This is a genomic window from Erwinia papayae (assembly GCF_058241465.1).
Genome location: NZ_JBZCHT010000013.1, coordinates 932,768 through 949,344, shown reverse-complemented (window position 1 = coordinate 949,344; position 16,577 = coordinate 932,768). Strand labels below are relative to the sequence as shown.

Below are 16,577 nucleotides of genomic sequence, written 5' to 3'. Positions count from 1 at the left end.
CACACTCAGAGTATGGTTTTGGTGGGGAAATGTAAGAAAATGTTATGAACAGGGCCAGCAAAAACTGGCCCCGACGGTCAGATTTCGACCTGAGTTCCCAGCTCAATCACGCGGTTAGGGGGGATTTCAAACTGATCGGGGGCACGCAGAGCATTTTTCTGCAACATCAGGAACAGCTTACCGCGCAGCCGCAGATACCAAGGACGTTTGCCAATAATCAGCGACTCGTGGGACATAAAGAACGAGGTTTCCATCATCCGGCAGTTCAATCCTTCCAGGCCGCAGCGGTGGAAAATCTCCTCCATATTTGGCGTTTCCCGCCAGCCGTAGTTTGCCACTACCCGCCAGAAGGTGGGCGAAAGCTGTTCAATCGTCACCCGACGAACGTTATGCACATAAGGCGCATCTTCCGTGCGCAGGGTCAGCAGCACCACGCGCTCATGCAGCACTTTGTTATGTTTCAGGTTATGCAACATAGCAAATGGGATGACGTTCAGCGCACGGGACATATAAACGGCGGTGCCGGGTACGCGCACCGGCGGAGATTTCTCCAGCGAAGCAATCATTGCCTCCAGCGAGTTGCCATGCTCATGCATCCGGCGCAGCAGGCGAAAACGTTCGCTTTTCCAGGTGGTCATGACGATAAACATCATCAGCGCCAGCGTCAGAGGCAGCCAGCCGCCTGAGAAAACTTTTACCAGGTTCGCCGAGAAGAGAGAAACATCGATGCACAGCATAACCACGAGGATCAGCAGCACCAGATAACGATTCCAGCGCCAGTTATTAATCGCCACCGTCGAACACAAAATTGCCGTCAGCACCATGGTTCCGGTCACTGCAATACCGTATGCGGCCGCCAGATTGCTGGAGTGTTTAAAGCCGACGATCACGATAACCACCGAGAAAAATAGCAGCCAGTTAATCACCGGAATATAAATCTGGCCGGACTCTTCTTCAGAAGTATGCACAATACGCATCGGCGGCAGATATCCCAGCCGAACCGCCTGGCGGGTCAAAGAGAAGACACCGGAAATCACCGCCTGCGATGCAATAACCGTCGCCAGGGTCGCAAGGACAAGCATCGGAATCAGCGCCCACTCCGGTGCCAGCAGAAAAAACGGGTTTTTAATCGCCTGTGGATTTTTCAGCAGCAGCGCGCCCTGCCCAAAGTAGTTCAGCACCAGCGACGGCACCACCACCGTAAACCAGGCAAGGCGAATCGGCAGTTTACCAAAATGCCCCATGTCGGCATAAAGCGCTTCCACTCCGGTGATAGCCAGTACTACCGCTCCCAAAGCAAAGAAGGAAACCTGCTTGTATTCAAAGAAGAAATGCATCGCCCAGTACGGATTGAGCGCCTGAAGCACCATCGGGTTAGCGATAATGCCGCGCGCACCCAGCACTGCCAGCACAATAAACCACAGCAGCATGACCGGCGCAAACAGCTTGCCCACAATGCCGGTGCCGTGTTTCTGAATAATAAATAACAGGGTCAGCACGGCGATCGCCAGCGGCACGATATAAGCATCCAGATTGGGCGCGGCGATCTCCAGCCCCTCAATGGCTGAAAGCACGGAAACTGCGGGGGTAATCACCACCTCGCCATAGAAAAAACTGCCGCCAATCAGCCCCATAATCACCAGCACCGCGGTTGCCCTGGCACCCGTATTACGCCCGGCCAGCGACATCAGCGTCAGGATCCCGCCCTCTCCGGCGTTGTCAGCACGCATCACATAACTGATATATTTCAGCGAGACAACCAACACCAGTAGCCAGAATATCAGTGAAAGAAAGCCAAATACCGCATCATGCTCGACACCAAAACCAAACTGCCCGGAGAGGCATTCCCGCAAGGTATACAACGGACTGGTGCCAATATCACCATACACCACGCCAATAGCGGCTAAGGTGACAGTACCAAGTGACTGCTTTTTTTCAGAACTCATAAACTAATCTTTTGTTGGGGCTGAAAATGACCGGATTGCCTGACGCCAGGCAGGCCGTCAAAAAGCGCACAGTATGCACGAATCATTACGAATACCTATCTTTAATTAGGTTAGCAAATAAAACTTCGCTGGCCTGCGTCACCGTTTGAGAAGAAAAAAGCTGACTCTTATCAGCGCTTTCAAGCATCATAAACAGTAGTATTATCGCTTACCAGTTAACCTGTCGGGCAGGGGATCCCTGTCAAAAAGGATGAATGATTAATTATGTCCCAGCCCCACTTACTTGCGGAAAGAATCGCTCGCCTCAGTAATGCGTTAGAAAAGGGACTCTATGAAAGGCATCATGCCATTCGCCTCTGCCTGCTGGCGGCGCTGAGCGGTGAAAGCGTTTTTCTGCTTGGGCCGCCGGGTATTGCCAAAAGCCTGATAGCCCGCCGGTTGAAATTCGCTTTCCAGCATTCCCGCGCCTTTGAATATCTGATGACCCGCTTCTCCACCCCGGAAGAGGTGTTTGGCCCCCTGTCCATCCAGGCGTTGAAAGACGAAGGACGCTATCAGCGCCTGACCAGAGGCTATCTGCCCGACGCAGAGATTGTCTTTCTTGATGAGATCTGGAAAGCCGGTCCGGCAATTCTTAATACGCTGTTAACCGCCATCAATGAACGTCGTTTCCGTAACGGTGACGTGGAAGAAAAAATCCCCATGCGGCTGCTGGTTACCGCCTCTAACGAGCTGCCGGAAGCCGAAAGCGGCCTGGAAGCGCTGTATGACCGTATGTTGATCCGCCTGTGGCTGGATAATGTCCATGAAAAGCAGAACTTCAAAAGCATGCTTACCCATCAGCAGGACGACAGTAATCCGGTGACAGAATCGCTGTGTATCAGCGATGAAGAGTATGAACAGTGGCAAAAAGGCATTGCCCAGGTGGCCCTGCCGGATGATGTTTTTGAACTGATCTTCCTTCTGCGCCAGCAGCTGGAAGGCCAGCCTGAAGCACCTTATATCTCTGACCGCCGCTGGAAAAAGGCCATTCATCTGTTGCAGGCCTGCGCCTTTTACAGTGGCCGCAGCGCCATCGCCCCCATCGATCTGATCCTGCTGAAAGACTGCCTGTGGCATGACGTGGCCTCGATGAAGCTGCTTGATCGTGAAATCGATAATCTGATTACGCTTCAGGCCTGGCAGCAGCAGCCGATGCAGATCAGGCTGCAACAGATTGCTTCACGCCGCATCGCGCTTCAGCAGGAAAAAAGCGTGGCACAGGCCGTCCGGCTGGAAAAGCATGGCGGTATGTTCAGTCGCAAACCGCACTACGACCTGCCCGCCACGCTGGCCGATGACACCCTGACGCTGATGCTACAGAAACCCCTGATGTTGCACGATATGCAGGTCACGCATCTGGTTATTAGCCGCGAACCGCTACTGCACTGGCTGCAAAAAGGCGGCGAGATCCGCGGCAAACTGAACGGTATCGGTTTTGCTCAGTCGCTGGATCTGCACGTTGATGGCAACGACTGCCTCACCGTGCGCGATGTCAGCCTCCAGTCTTCACGGCTGATGCTCCCCGGTAGCCCGCAGATCAACGATCTGCCGGCAGAGATTGTGCAGGCCCTGGATGAGGTGGAAAGTCAGTTACATCATCAACGCACGCTGTTCAGCCAGTATCAGCGCTGCCTGTTTATCAGCGATGACTGGCTGGCAAGAATTGAAGAGAGCTTGCAACAGGTTGCAGAACAGCTAAAGCAGGCGCGTAAGTGATTTCGCTTGATACGCTGAGCGCCTTTCTGGCGATAAGCGAAAACGACCTGATTGAAGAGCTGATGCTGGCCCTGCTGGTCAGCCCACAGCTGGCGGTCTTCTTTGAACAGTTCCCCGGCCTGAAAAAAGCGCTGATGCAGGACCTGCCTCGCTGGAAAACCCGCATCCAGCAACAGTTTAAAACCACGCCCGTGCCAGAGGATATGGCCGGTGAGTTTGCTCTTTTTCAGCAGTGCCAGCCACTCAGCCTGTCGGCATTCTGCCTGAAGCTGCCTGAAGTGATGCTTTACCTGCAACAGCATCACTCTCCCTTTGCCGAAAAAGCGCAGGATCTGTTGGCAAATATCACCCCCGCTTACGCGCTCAGCGAACCACAGCAGATCCTGTTTCTGCAACGCTGGCGGCTGAGCCTGACGCTGCAAACCGTCTCCCTTAACCAGCAACTGCTGGACGAGGAGCGGGAAGCGCTGCTGGCTGAACTGCAACAGCGGCTGGCAATGAGCGGGCAGTTGGTTCCGGTGCTGTCGGATGACAACGAGGCCGCCGCCGGTCGCCTGTGGGATCTGAGCAGCAGCCCGCTTCAGCACAGCGACTATCAGCTGATTGTGGAATACGGTGATTTCCTGGCGCAGCAGCCGATGTTGCAAAAGCTGGCTGAACAGCTGGGACGCAGCCGCGAGGCCAAAGCGGTGCTGGCGGAAAACGCGCCGCTGGAAGCCTTTCACCAGTTAGTGCGCGAACCTGCCAGCGTGCCGGAGGAGGTTGACGGGCTGCATCAGAGTGATGATGTCCTGCGTCTGCTGCCCTCCGAGCTGGCCACGCTGGGAATCAGTTCGCTGGAGATGGAATTTTACCGGCGACTGGTGGAAAAACGGCTGGTCACCTATCGCCTGCAGGGCGAAGCCTGGCACGAAAAAGTGACGCAGCGCCCGGTCAGCCACCAGCAGCATGACCAGCAGCCACGAGGGCCATTTATCGTCTGTGTGGATACCTCCGGATCGATGGGCGGTTTTAATGAACGCTGTGCCAAAGCTTTTTGCCTGGCCCTGTTAAAGGTGGCGCTGGCCGATAACCGCCGCTGCTACATTATGTTGTTCGCCCATCAGGTGGTCGGCTACGAGCTGACCGCCGCCGACGGCATTGCCCAGGCCGTTCGCTTCCTCAGCCAGCGCTTTCGCGGCGGAACCGATCTGGCCGCCTGTCTGGATGCGGTATTAACCCGGCTTGCCACGCCACAATGGAATGATGCCGATGCGGTAATCATCTCTGACTTTATCGCCCAGCGCCTGCCGGATGAGGTGGTAAAAAAGGTTAAACAGCATCAGTCAGCACAGCAGCAGCGCTTCCATGCCGTTGCGCTGTCCGATCATGGAAAACCGGCCATTATGCGCATCTTCAATCATATCTGGCGCTTCGATACCGGGCTGAAAAGCCGTCTGCTTCGCCGCTGGCAACGATAGTTTTCTTTAGCAACAATGTGGCAATGCTTGTTTGCTATAGTCATAATATCGTTTTCAGCTTACAAGCAGACTAGGAGCAACACGTGGCAACAGCATCGCAAACTTTAGCATCAGGCCTTCCCGCACCCACCAAAACCCTGCTGCTCAGCGGCGGCAGTGCAGAACAAAAACGCCAGCAGCTTCTGAACTATTTCACCCAAACCTGGACGCTGTATGAGAGCCTGTTCGACTGCCTGGCGGATGAAAAAGGGTATTACAACAAAGCTATCCCGCTGCGCCACCCACTGGTGTTCTATTTCGGCCACACCGCGACCTTTTATGTTAACAAGCTGATGTCTGGCGGACTGATTGCTGAGCGCATCGATGCCGGTATTGAAGCCATGATGGCGATTGGCGTGGATGAGATGAGCTGGGACGATCTTGATACCAGCCATTACCCGTGGCCGACGTTGGGCGAACTGCGTGATTATCGCGGCAAGGTTCGCTCGCTGGTCGAGAAGGTGATCAAAGAGATGCCGCTGACGCTGCCCATCACCTGGGACAGTCCGGCATGGGTGATCCTGATGGGCATCGAACATGAGCGTATCCATCTGGAAACCTCCAGCGTGCTGATCCGGCAACTGCCGCTGGCGTGGGTGAAACCACAGCCACACTGGCCAGCCTGCCCTGACGCCCGCCACGATCGCGCATCGGTCCCTCATAACAAGCTGGTAGCGGTTGACGGCGCACGCGTGACGCAGGGGAAAACCGACGATACCTATGGCTGGGATAACGAATATGGCATCCAGGTCAGCGAGGTAAAACCCTTTAAAGCCAGCCAGATGCTGGCGAGTAATGCCGAATATTTTGAATTTATCAGCGCGGGGGGGTATCAGGACGATCGCTGGTGGGACGAGGAAGGTCTGGGCTGGCGTAATTTCGCCCAGGCAACCATGCCGACCTTCTGGGTGGGCGCAGTGGCGCAGCCCGGGCAACTAAAACTGCGTCTGATGACGGAAGAAGTGCCCATGCCGTGGGACTGGCCGGTGGAAGTCAATCAGCTGGAAGCCGCTGCTTTTTGCCGCTGGAAGGCCGACGACAGCGGTAAATCTGTCCAGTTACCGAGCGAGGCGGAATGGTTGCTGCTGCGTGAACAGCTGGACGGTGACCAGCCTGACTGGCAGGCAGCGCCAGGCAACATTAATCTGGCCTGGTGGGCTTCATCCTGTCCGGTCGATCGTTTCGCGCAGGGCAACTTTTTTGACCTTATTGGTAACGTCTGGCAGTGGACCACCACGCCGATTAACGGCCTGGAAGGCTTTAAAGTTCATCCTTTATATGATGATTTTTCCACGCCAACGTTTGATGGCAAACATGCGCTGATTAAAGGCGGTAGCTGGATTTCCACCGGCAATGAAGCTTTAAAATCATCACGTTATGCGTTTCGTCGCCACTTCTTTCAACATGCGGGCTTTCGTTACGTGGTTTCCGCTCATCAGGAGAAGATGTCAACCAATCCTTATGAAACCGACAGCATGGTGTCGCAGTATCTTGACTTCCAGTACGGCCCGTCCTGCTTTGGCGTGACTAACTATGCCTGCGCGCTGGTGGAGATTGCCTGCCGGATGACCCCTGAACGAGGGCGGGCGCTGGATATCGGTTGCGCTACCGGCCGCGCCAGCTTCGAACTGGCCCGCCACTTTGAGCAGGTTGTCGGCATGGACTATTCGGCTCGCTTTATTGATGTGGCGCTCCAGCTGACCAACGGTGAAGATTTCCGCTATGTGGCGCAGGAAGAGGGGGATCTGGTTGAATATCGTCAGATACGCCTGAAAGATTTTGATCTGGGCACGGAGCAGGCCAGCCGCATTCAGTTTGTGCAGGGCGATGCCTGTAACCTGAAGCCTCAGCAGGATCGCTACGATCTGGTACTGGCGGCCAACCTGATCGACCGACTGCGCCAGCCAAAACGCTTTTTGCAGGATATCACCAGAATGCTTAATTCCGGCGGCATACTGATGTTGTCATCGCCTTATACCTGGCTTGAAGAGTTTACGCCGAAAGAAAACTGGCTGGGCGGCATTCGGGAAAATGGCGAAGCGCTGACCACTTATCAGGCGTTGCAGCGCCTGCTGGCGGCCGATTTCGAAGAGGTTGCCGCCCCCCAGGATGTGCCTTTTGTTATCCGCGAGACGGCACGAAAATATCAACATACCGTGGCGCAGCTGACCGTCTGGCGTAAGCGCTGAGCCTGATCGGCGGACAGGTGCAGGATAATTCCAGTAACTGCACCACAAATCATTTCACTGCTGCTTTGTGACGATAGGTGGTGGGTGGCCCGTCCGGGCCACCCACCACTGCCTGGCATTTTCTGACTTAATAAATTTCCGGATCAAAAATCACCGTCACCGCGCCGCGATAAGTATCCGGCCGCGTTTTCAGCATGGTATCCACGTCGCGCTGGCTGACCAGAAAATCGATGCTGCCCGCTTTGTTTTCCCCATAGCTTCTGGTTAAAAACACGTTTCTCGTCAGATCGCGACCCTGCGCCAGCCGCCTTTTTACCACCGTGGCCCCCGTTGACTGGTCGACAATATTATCCGGCAGCGTCAGCAGGCTCTGCACCGGCACCACCTGCGAGGGATTGTTGTCGCTTCTCAGACCACAATCCTCGCCACTTTGCTGTTCGCATTGCAGATAGACCGTGAACGCGCCCGAGCTGGAGAGCCGGAAGTTGCTTCTGCCACTCAGCTGCGGCGTAACCCGGGTGACCATCCAGCGTTCCCAGCTGGCTTTACCTTCTTCTTCCGTACAGTTTCGCCCCAACGCGCAGGGTTGCAGGGAGACTTTCTGGTCATCAGCGGTGGTGGTGAGTTTTAATTCGTGGTTGACGGAAAGGGTGAAGTTAATGGTGAGCTCATTGTCGCTGGCCTGATAATTATCGCCAAAATCAAAATCGCCGCCAGGGCCGATAGTTAATGGCAACTGACCTGTATAAACTCCTGCCGACAATGTAAGAGGATTTGGAGTAGCAATGTCATAGGCAATACTGAGCTGTTCTATTGGGTTCAAATAATTGACGCCCTGATCGTCGCGATCAACTGTTGAACGAACATAGCATGCGTTATCTCCTTGCGGAAAACGCCATGCAAAATGCATCCATGGTCGGGATCCGCCCGCCCCCCAGGGCTGGGCAGCTGTTGAACATGGAGAAATCGCAATGCCAAGATGACTTCTACCTTCCCAGGTAGTATTTGAGCCAGAATATACATATCGAGCAGAGAAAATGCTGACTCTGAATTTTACCGTTGTTACCGTATTATCTGAGTCATTTCTGACTACAACAGTTCTCCAGCCGGAAGGCATTTTATAGTAAATGCCATTTCTCGGTTCTGCATAAGCCATAATTGGCAATGTTCTCGTCAGTGTAAAAGGTAATGCAATACTGAAAATATTATTATTTCTGCAATCATTTGCAAAAATAGAGCAATAGCCACCCTGCGGCGTGGTATTGGTAAACGCATTATTTTCCGGATTCTCAGTCGATGGTGTAAAACTTGCCGTAATATCCATGCTGGCCGCCATCGCCGACAGGCTTCCGACCAGCAGCAGCGAAGCTGCCACTATTCTTTTGATTAAAATCATCATTGCCTCTCTGCTGTACTGGTCGTCCGGCACGGCACTGCGTTGATAAACTGCACTTTTTTATCATCGCCCAGCCCCGCCGGTAATTCACACTGCATCTCTGGCTGCCCGTTTTCCGCTCTGACGATCAGTTTTCTGTTTGCCACGCCAGAGTCCAGCGTCAGCACCCCTTCAGGATTGATCACCCCACCAGAAACATCGCTGCTGACATAACGGTTTTTCAGCACCCTGCCCTCTCCGTCCTGCAACATGCCAACAATGGTGAAGGTTTTAACCGCTTTCACCTTGATATATTTCACGCTTCCCCGGCGCATCTGCATACTGTCACTCGGCGGAAAGACCTGCACGCTTTCGCCGCCGCTGGCGCTGAATTGCACCGTATCTTTTTTCCACAGTTCCGCCGGAACGATATTCCGCCCGGCCTTCAGCCGCGTCTCGGCCATACTGCCTGAGGCCACTATGCCGGTGCTGCTATCATCGCTATCCACGTCGACAATCAGCGCCGATTCCATACTGCGGCTGTTACTGCCATTTACCGAAGCGACTTTGCCGCCCCCCAACACCAGCACCTGGCTCAGATTTCCTCCGGCGGTGTTTGAACGCCCCTGGGTATTGTGCTGCACATAGCCATCGCCGCTGACATACGGCGTATCCACGGCGGCATTACCGCTGATAACGGTATTCTGCGGGCTGTATGACACGCCACCGCCCAGTGTACGAATGCCACTGTCATTGGCTGGCTGCCATTGATAACTCAGGCTGGAGTAACCCTGGTTCTGGTTCATACCGGTTTCCGCAGAAATGATATGACGGGCCGCAGGAGCCAGAGAGACGCTGATCCCAAATGACACGCCACGGTCACGACGGTGATCGTTAAAACCTGGACGATCATAGCCGGTTACCCTGACATTCATGTCACGCCCCGCCAGTGTCGCCAACGTGGTCACCGACACATCGCCTCCTGGCCCCTGACGCCATGCGGTATCCATATATTGCCCGTTGACGATAAGGGTGGTTGACCAGGGAAGTCGCAATGATAAAGAGGATCCCCAGGTATCGCCCTGCTGACGATTTGAGGTTCTGTGGCCGTAAATGTCAGTAGTGGTTGAACGCCAGAAAAGACTGGCCGATCCGCCACCGGAAATATTGCGGTAGTAACGAATATCGGTTGCGTGGCTGGACTGATACTCCATATCCCCCATTGTGTACTGGGCAAAAATCGAATCGTTCGGTGAAAGGGTGATATTGGCTCGTGTCCGCAGCTGGTGATCTTTATCTGTTGCCGCCCCACTGATCCCCAGAATGGCGCGTGGATGGGCCAGCACATCCACGCCACCGCCCACGGCATAAGGATTATCTTCCCGAATACGGGCACTCCCGCTGGCCAGTGTTCTGCGCTGACCGCTCCACAGATTCATACGCCAACGCCGGTCAGGATTACTCCAGCCCTGAGGCTTATAGATCTGCGCCTGCTGGGTATCAACCGTCTGCCCATTTTCGATAATTTTGATGGTGATATCGTAAATTCCCCCCGGCAACTGTCGCGTATCCAGTGCCTGGATACCGGCCTGTAGCTGCTGGGTATGAATAAGCCTGCCGTCCCGCCAGACCTCAGCAATCGATTGATTCCTTCCCGTTACCCAGACCGGCCACGCACTGACGCTGTCGGTACTGGCAAGCAGTGCATCAGAGGTCCCCCACATGGCTCCGACAACGGTGTCATAACCAAAACCGGCCGTCTGCACGTTGCCGGTATCACTGTCAGGAGTGAAAAAACCCAGGCGGACATAACTGCCCTGGAGCTCTTTTTGCGTGAACAATTCATACAGACTCGAACTGCTGTAACGATAACGTCCGTCCGTGCCGGAAGACTGAAAGGACGCTTTCTGGCTCCAGCCCGCAAGGGAAGAAATAAGCGAGGAGTTTATTCCCCAACTGCGCGAGGACGCCGTGTTAGTGGCTGACAGGTCGTTGTACATAATGACTCCGCCAGGCGTTTCCTCCGGCAGAGAGATATAGTTAGTGGCTACCCGGGATTTCTCATACTGTGAGGTGTAAAGCTTCAGTACGGAGTTATCAAGCCGGTACTCCACGGCCATCAGCCCGGACGGGCAGTTGCTGGTGCATTTCCCGATGGATACCCCCTGTTGCAGCAGACGGCTCCACTGCGACCTCTTCTCGGGGTCGATCTCCTGCACCTCGTTGATCGTCCGTAACAGCTGGACATCGCCATTCTCTTTAAGCGATATCGCAGCATCAAACAGTCGGCTATCGTTCAGATATACCTGAACAATAAGTTCGGAATCGTAAAAATAGCGTTTGAAATCTTCAGGTAAGCCACGCATGTTGGCGGCCAGCGTCATATCCGCAGCTGTCGCTATGGTGGTCATCAGCGGTAACAAGGTAATAATAAGCAGGCTTTTTTTCATAAAAAAAAGCCGCCACAATTTTGCAGCGGCCTCCAACAGGTTACAGGATAATTCTTTCTGTTAAGAAGATGGCAGTGTGATTACCGGCTCAAAGATCATTGCCACGCTACCGGTGAATACACCATTCACATCTAACGCTTTGTCATCAGCCTGAGAAATTTTCAGCGCGGTACGTCCACCTGCTTTGGCAGCATCAACGCTGACAACCGTAGTAGCCGCATTGCTAAGGGCAACGTTATTGAAGGATACCGCCAGTGGAATAACGTCTGTGCCATTGGACAGCTGTGGTTTACCGTCTGTATTCAGATTACCCGTCAGAGTCGCCTGAATAGCGCCAGCGGTATTTTTGTACTGGAACTGTTTTTCAAAAACCTGGAGCTTACTGGTTGCAATGTCGTACCCCATATCCTGAGTCTGAGTAATCCAGCCAGCATCCACCGGAATCACCTGGAAACTGTCGGATGGAACGGTTGCCGTCAGATTAATGGTATAACTCTGACTTTCGGCAGCATGAGCGACAGTACCACCCAATGCCACGCAGGATAAAATGGCTACGGCCAGAGATTTTTTCATAATGGAAAAATTACGCATAATATAAATAATTCCTCAATGGTTAAAATTAATTAATAATTCACGAATTTATGGTATTCCGAGATATTAATAGCTAAGCATTTTTTTATTATTTCCCTCTATCAGAGTGAAATTTGTTTTATACCCGGTCTTTCTTTCAACTGCCTTTGTTCTGCCGGGAAGAACAAATTCACGAGTCACACTTCCGCAATCTGTATTTGCCGATTTACATTGTCGGATGTTATCCAGAGACACAGTGGCATTACCGTTATTTCTGATAGTGACAGAACCTGGTGCATTGGCCTCAATCACAGTGTTAAATACCGGTTTTTCTGGTTGAACAATTACTACTGTGCCATATCCAGTGAGCACATTAAGACCAGCATGAAGTGTGTTTTTGCGATATTCATTCATCGCATTTTTATCAAGACCAAAACTGTCATCACCTTCTGGCATAACGGGTGTAAACCTGACGCGAAAATATTTTTCCTGAATACGTTCACCCGGCCACAGAATACGAACGGTCTGAAAACCGGCAGGAGGAATAATCAGACGCTGTGGCGTAACAATAAGCCTGTCCTGTTCGAGTTTGCTATCCGACACCTCTTTCTGCGGTTTCTCATCCAGTTTATCTTTACTGCCCGGATGTATTTCAAGCAGCTCAACGCGAACAAATGCCGTGGAGTCGCCGGTATTATAGATACGCTTGGTTGTACTCTGCGTACCTGGCGTCAGGACATCATACATGCTACCTATGCCAATTACGGGTGCTGCAATCGCTGAAAAAACTGTAAAAGAAGCAATTAAGCAGCTTATTTTCATAAGCATGCAGGATTTTATTTTCAACATTTCATTACCTCAGAATGAATGAATTCATCAGTACAAAAAATAAATTTAAAGTCCTTTTCATCCCTTTCAAATAATAAAATAAATAATCATTAACAAGCTGTATTTTACGAAGATGGTATATTTATAAATTCCAGTAGTAAAGGAATATTATTATTGAAAATTGCAGGCATTTGAGAATTAAAAACCATTGTTGACTTAATGTTCCCTCTTATTATTATATTTAACTGATATTTACCTATTGCGGATCATAAGCTTAAATAAAAAATGAAAGCAATTTACCTTTTGCATATACTTCTTTATATTTATCATTTAACAAAAAACGTTATAAATTAACCTCAGTTTTTTAGTGTTTATTAATATTTATTTTCAATCTGAATAGATAACAAAGAGGCTTTCAGGCTGATGTATGTTATTTTTTCGATTGCCTCTTCCCCTTCTTTGCTGCACATTATCCAACCATTAACAGAAGCACTGACAAATCCGGAGGCTGTATGGCCGATAATCTGCAACCCGACGAGCTTGATCGCGGCATTCTTAACGCGCTGCTCACCAATGCACGAACCGCCTATGCCGAACTGGCGAAGCAGTTCAATGTCAGCCCCGGCACTATTCATGTGCGCGTTGAGAAGATGAGACAGGCAGGAATTATTAAAGGTACACGAGTGGAGATCGACCCCAGGCAGCTCGGTTACGATGTTTGCTGCTTTATCGGCATTATCCTGAAGAGTGCCAAAGATTACCCCTCTGCGCTGGCCCGGCTAGAGAGTCTGGATGAAGTGGTGGAAGCCTATTACACCACTGGCCATTACAGCATTTTTATTAAAGTGATGTGCCGCTCAATAGATGCGCTACAGCAGGTCCTGATTAACAAGATCCAGACCATTGATGAAATCCAGTCGACAGAAACGTTAATTTCTTTGCAAAACCCGATTCTGCGCACCATTAAGCCCTGAATCGCCTGCAATACCTGAGCCTCAGAATTCCCTTCATCCCCCGAACAGCGCATGGGCCGGTCAAAAGCGCCCGCTGGTTTTCATCCTTATCCCGGAGTCGTCTTTTGTGAGCCGCAACTTATGCTTACCCGCTTTCCTGATATGCCTCAGCGCACACTTCCAGATTAAATTTTTTGTCGCGAAATAAGCTAACAATATGAATTTATTGGAATGTTGTGTAATTGCCCAATTGCTCTCTGGCAAACACACATAGCGACACTTCCGGGCGGTGCGTATATCTGGAGCGTTGCTCATAACCCAGGAGATGATGCATGACGGCTCAACAATACTCTGAATTATCAGCAGACAATGAGGCGCATATCGCCTCTGCTATCGGTAAGTTTTTCCGACGCATTATTCCAATGCTGGCACTGATGCTGATCGTCAATCAAATTGACCGCGCTAATATCGGTTTTATTAAAGCTGAATTGCAAACCGACGCCGGTATCAGCGCGGCAGCCTTCGGATTAGGTGCCGGTCTGTTTTTTATCGGCTATGCGCTGTTTGAAGTTCCCAGCAATATGATGCTGAAAAAAGTCGGTGCCCGCATCTGGCTTACGCGCATTATGATTACCTGGGGCGCGGTGGTGATCCTGACCGGCTTTGTCAGCACGCCGTTACACTTCTATCTGTTGCGTTTCCTGCTGGGTGTGGCAGAAGCAGGCTTCTTTCCCGGCGTGCTGTTTTATTTCCGTCAGTGGGTACCCAATGCCTGGCGTGGACGCGCCACGGCAATGGTACTGAGCGCCACGGCCAGCGCCTTTCTGTTTTCCGGACCGCTGACCGGCGCGATTTTGATGCTGCATGATGTCGGCGGACTGGCGGGATGGAAATGGGTGATGTTCCTTGAAGGGGGAGGCTCAATCATCATTGGTCTGCTGGCGGCGCTGGTGCTGGTGTCAAAACCAGAGGGCGCGAAATGGCTCAGCGCTGAGGAGCAGCAGGCGCTCATCCAACAACTGGCATCAGAGGATGCGGCCAGAGAGGAGCATACCTTAACGCACGGTCGTTGGGGATTACTGAAGGACCGCAACCTGCTGCTTTACTGCCTGATCTTTTTCACCATGACCATGACCGGCTATACGCTGGTTTTCTGGCTGCCACAGATCATTCAGCGTATTCAGGGTTTCAACAGCTTCGAAAGCGGGCTGCTGACTGCCGTCCCCTGGTTGTGCGCCATCGTTGCCTTATTTCTGTCAGGCAAAACCACTGACCGCTATCGCCACAAGCTGGATAAAGGCCTGGGTGTCGCCATGTTGATCGCCGCCTGTGGCACCTTTATGGCGACAATGGGCACGCCCTGGTTTGGTTTCTTCGCGATGATCGTCGCCTGTATCGGTTCAAAAATCAGCGCGGCTTTCTTCTGGCCGATGCCGCAAAGTGAGCTACCCGCATCAATCGCCGCACCGGGCATCGCATTGATCAACTCTGTGGGTAATCTGGGCGGTTTCTTCGCACCCACCGTATTTGGTTATCTTGAAATGCAAACCGGCAGTACTGCCGGTGGACTTTACGCCCTGACCACGGTGTCGGTGATCACTGGTATCTGGTTACTGCTGCGCCGCAAACCTGTTCCCCCTGCTTTCGGTCAAACGGAGAAAATTCATGTCAGACAGTCCAGTCATTAAATCGATGCGCATCGTGCCGGTTGCCGGTTACGACAGTATGTTGCTGAATATCGGCGGAGCACATAATTGTTACTTTACCCGTATTCTGGTGATTCTGACCGATTCAACCGGGCAGTCCGGCGTGGGGGAAACGCCATGCCATGCGTCCACTTTGCAGTTGCTGGAAACATTTCGTCCCTTAATTGAAGGCAGTTCGCTGCTTCGGCTCAATGCCACAATAAGCCAGCTGTTTGCCAGCGATGCGCGTCAGCAGCAGACGGCACATACCAACGATATTCATATACCTCAGATGAACCCGGAGAAGTTCTACAACGCCGCCGCCGCGATTGAAGCCGCGTTGCTGGATTTACAGGGAAAATTCCTCAACCTGCCGGTGGCTGATCTGCTTGCCAGCGGCAGACAGCGTGACCGTATTCCTGTACTTGGCTACCTGTTCTACATCGCTGATCGCCGTTTAACCAACATGAACTATCGCTCAGGCGAGCAGGATGGCTGGTTCCGTCTGCGCCATGAAGAAGCGATGGACAGCGCTGCGGTGGTGAGACTGGCAGAAGCGGCTGTCGAACAATATGGCTTCCGTGATTTTAAGCTGAAAGGTGGCGTCCATGCGGGTGAAGTGGAAGTGGAAACGGTTGAAGCACTGCTGGCGCGCTTTCCGCAGGCGCGCGTAACCGTCGATCCTAATGCCAGCTGGTCGCTGGATGAGGCTATTCACTGGGGCAAGCGGCTGGCCGGTAAAATTCCTTATCTGGAAGATCCCTGTGGTGCAGAACAGGGTTATTCCGGACGTGAAACTCTGGCTGAATTCCGTCGCGCCACGGGTATCCCGGTGGCGACCAATATGATTGCTAACGACTGGCGGCAGCTTAATCACGCTCTGCAGCTTAATGCCATCGACATTCCGCTGGCCGATCCGCATTTCTGGACCATGCGTAATGCGAATGTGGTGGCGCAGCTGTGCAATGAATGGGGACTGACTACCGGTTGTCATTCCAATAACCATTTTGATATCTCGCTGGCGATGGTGGCACACCTCGGCGCGGCTGCTCCGGGAGAGCGTCAGACCGCATTTGATACCCACTGGATTTGGCAGGATGGTCAGCAGTTGACGCGCCAGCCGCCGCAAATTCGCGATGGCTATCTGGAACTGCCGCAGGGTCCGGGACTGGGTATTGAACTGGATATGGACAAAGTCGAACAGGCCCATGCGCTGTATCACTCTTTACCGGATAAAAATCGTAATGATGCGCTCGGGATGCAGTTTATCATTGATAACTGGCGCTTTGACGCCAAACGTCCGGCTTTGTTGCGATAGGAGACA

11 protein-coding genes are annotated in these 16,577 nt (G+C 52.4%); 6 read left to right on the top strand and 5 right to left on the bottom strand.

What is annotated here, in order from left to right:
• Nucleotides 1-77: 77 nt before the first annotated feature.
• Nucleotides 78-1,946, bottom strand: coding sequence for a low affinity potassium transporter Kup (kup, locus tag AC3RPL_RS20445; RefSeq protein WP_261653609.1), 1,869 nt, complete (start codon nucleotides 1,944-1,946; stop codon nucleotides 78-80).
• A gap of 264 nt (nucleotides 1,947-2,210) precedes the next feature.
• Here kup and ravA point away from each other — a divergent pair, with 264 nt between their 5' ends.
• The 3 genes from ravA to ovoA all read left to right on the top strand — a co-directional run bounded on the left by ravA (nucleotide 2,211) and on the right by ovoA (nucleotide 7,392).
• Nucleotides 2,211-3,704 (top strand): ATPase RavA, encoded by a 1,494-nt coding sequence (ravA, locus tag AC3RPL_RS20440; RefSeq protein ID WP_490741364.1) that lies wholly within the window; start codon nucleotides 2,211-2,213, stop codon nucleotides 3,702-3,704.
• Complete coding sequence (gene viaA / locus AC3RPL_RS20435; RefSeq protein ID WP_261653608.1) at nucleotides 3,701-5,164, top strand: ATPase RavA stimulator ViaA; 1,464 nt, start codon at nucleotides 3,701-3,703, stop codon at nucleotides 5,162-5,164. The genes ravA and viaA overlap by 4 nt, the downstream gene beginning before the upstream one ends.
• Nucleotides 5,165-5,247: 83 nt before the next feature.
• The gene (gene ovoA / locus AC3RPL_RS20430) at nucleotides 5,248-7,392 is read left to right on the top strand and encodes a 5-histidylcysteine sulfoxide synthase (protein WP_490741363.1); all 2,145 of its coding nucleotides are present in this window, start codon (nucleotides 5,248-5,250) and stop codon (nucleotides 7,390-7,392) included.
• A 127-nt stretch (nucleotides 7,393-7,519) separates the two neighbouring features.
• On the opposite strand, the gene AC3RPL_RS20425 is transcribed toward ovoA, so the two are convergent.
• The 4 genes from AC3RPL_RS20425 to AC3RPL_RS20410 all read right to left on the bottom strand — a co-directional run bounded on the left by AC3RPL_RS20425 (nucleotide 7,520) and on the right by AC3RPL_RS20410 (nucleotide 12,615).
• On the bottom strand, nucleotides 7,520-8,791 hold the full coding sequence (locus tag AC3RPL_RS20425) for a hypothetical protein (RefSeq protein ID WP_490741362.1): 1,272 nt from the start codon (nucleotides 8,789-8,791) through the stop codon (nucleotides 7,520-7,522).
• A complete protein-coding gene (locus AC3RPL_RS20420; RefSeq protein WP_490741361.1) occupies nucleotides 8,788-11,217 on the bottom strand; it encodes a TcfC E-set like domain-containing protein in 2,430 nt (809 codons plus the stop codon). The genes AC3RPL_RS20425 and AC3RPL_RS20420 overlap by 4 nt, the downstream gene beginning before the upstream one ends.
• A 60-nt stretch (nucleotides 11,218-11,277) precedes the next feature.
• Nucleotides 11,278-11,808, bottom strand: a complete 531-nt coding sequence (locus AC3RPL_RS20415) for a CS1 type fimbrial major subunit (RefSeq protein WP_490741359.1) — start codon at nucleotides 11,806-11,808, stop codon at nucleotides 11,278-11,280.
• A 66-nt stretch (nucleotides 11,809-11,874) separates the two neighbouring features.
• The gene (locus tag AC3RPL_RS20410) at nucleotides 11,875-12,615 is read right to left on the bottom strand and encodes a hypothetical protein (RefSeq protein WP_490742104.1); all 741 of its coding nucleotides are present in this window, start codon (nucleotides 12,613-12,615) and stop codon (nucleotides 11,875-11,877) included.
• A gap of 512 nt (nucleotides 12,616-13,127) precedes the next feature.
• Here AC3RPL_RS20410 and asnC point away from each other — a divergent pair.
• From asnC to AC3RPL_RS20395, 3 genes are all read left to right on the top strand, one after another.
• On the top strand, nucleotides 13,128-13,589 hold the full coding sequence (gene asnC, locus AC3RPL_RS20405; protein ID WP_261641986.1) for a transcriptional regulator AsnC: 462 nt from the start codon (nucleotides 13,128-13,130) through the stop codon (nucleotides 13,587-13,589).
• A 311-nt stretch (nucleotides 13,590-13,900) separates the two neighbouring features.
• Nucleotides 13,901-15,256, top strand: coding sequence for an MFS transporter (locus tag AC3RPL_RS20400; protein WP_490741358.1), 1,356 nt, complete (start codon nucleotides 13,901-13,903; stop codon nucleotides 15,254-15,256).
• The gene (locus AC3RPL_RS20395) at nucleotides 15,234-16,571 is read left to right on the top strand and encodes an enolase C-terminal domain-like protein (protein WP_490741357.1); all 1,338 of its coding nucleotides are present in this window, start codon (nucleotides 15,234-15,236) and stop codon (nucleotides 16,569-16,571) included. The genes AC3RPL_RS20400 and AC3RPL_RS20395 overlap by 23 nt, the downstream gene beginning before the upstream one ends.
• The last annotated feature ends 6 nt before the right edge of the window (nucleotides 16,572-16,577 follow it).

Bases quoted from the DNA above. Each gene is read 5' to 3' on its own strand.
- kup (WP_261653609.1), bottom strand. From the start codon at position 1,946: ATGAGTTCTGAAAAAAAGCAGTCACTTGGTACTGTCACCTTAGCCGCT.
- ravA (WP_490741364.1), top strand. From the start codon at position 2,211: ATGTCCCAGCCCCACTTACTTGCGGAAAGAATCGCTCGCCTCAGTAAT.
- AC3RPL_RS20425 (WP_490741362.1), bottom strand. From the start codon at position 8,791: ATGATGATTTTAATCAAAAGAATAGTGGCAGCTTCGCTGCTGCTGGTC.
- AC3RPL_RS20420 (WP_490741361.1), bottom strand. From the start codon at position 11,217: ATGAAAAAAAGCCTGCTTATTATTACCTTGTTACCGCTGATGACCACC.
- AC3RPL_RS20415 (WP_490741359.1), bottom strand. From the start codon at position 11,808: ATGCGTAATTTTTCCATTATGAAAAAATCTCTGGCCGTAGCCATTTTA.
- AC3RPL_RS20410 (WP_490742104.1), bottom strand. From the start codon at position 12,615: ATGCTTATGAAAATAAGCTGCTTAATTGCTTCTTTTACAGTTTTTTCA.
- asnC (WP_261641986.1), top strand. From the start codon at position 13,128: ATGGCCGATAATCTGCAACCCGACGAGCTTGATCGCGGCATTCTTAAC.
- AC3RPL_RS20400 (WP_490741358.1), top strand. From the start codon at position 13,901: ATGACGGCTCAACAATACTCTGAATTATCAGCAGACAATGAGGCGCAT.
- AC3RPL_RS20395 (WP_490741357.1), top strand. From the start codon at position 15,234: ATGTCAGACAGTCCAGTCATTAAATCGATGCGCATCGTGCCGGTTGCC.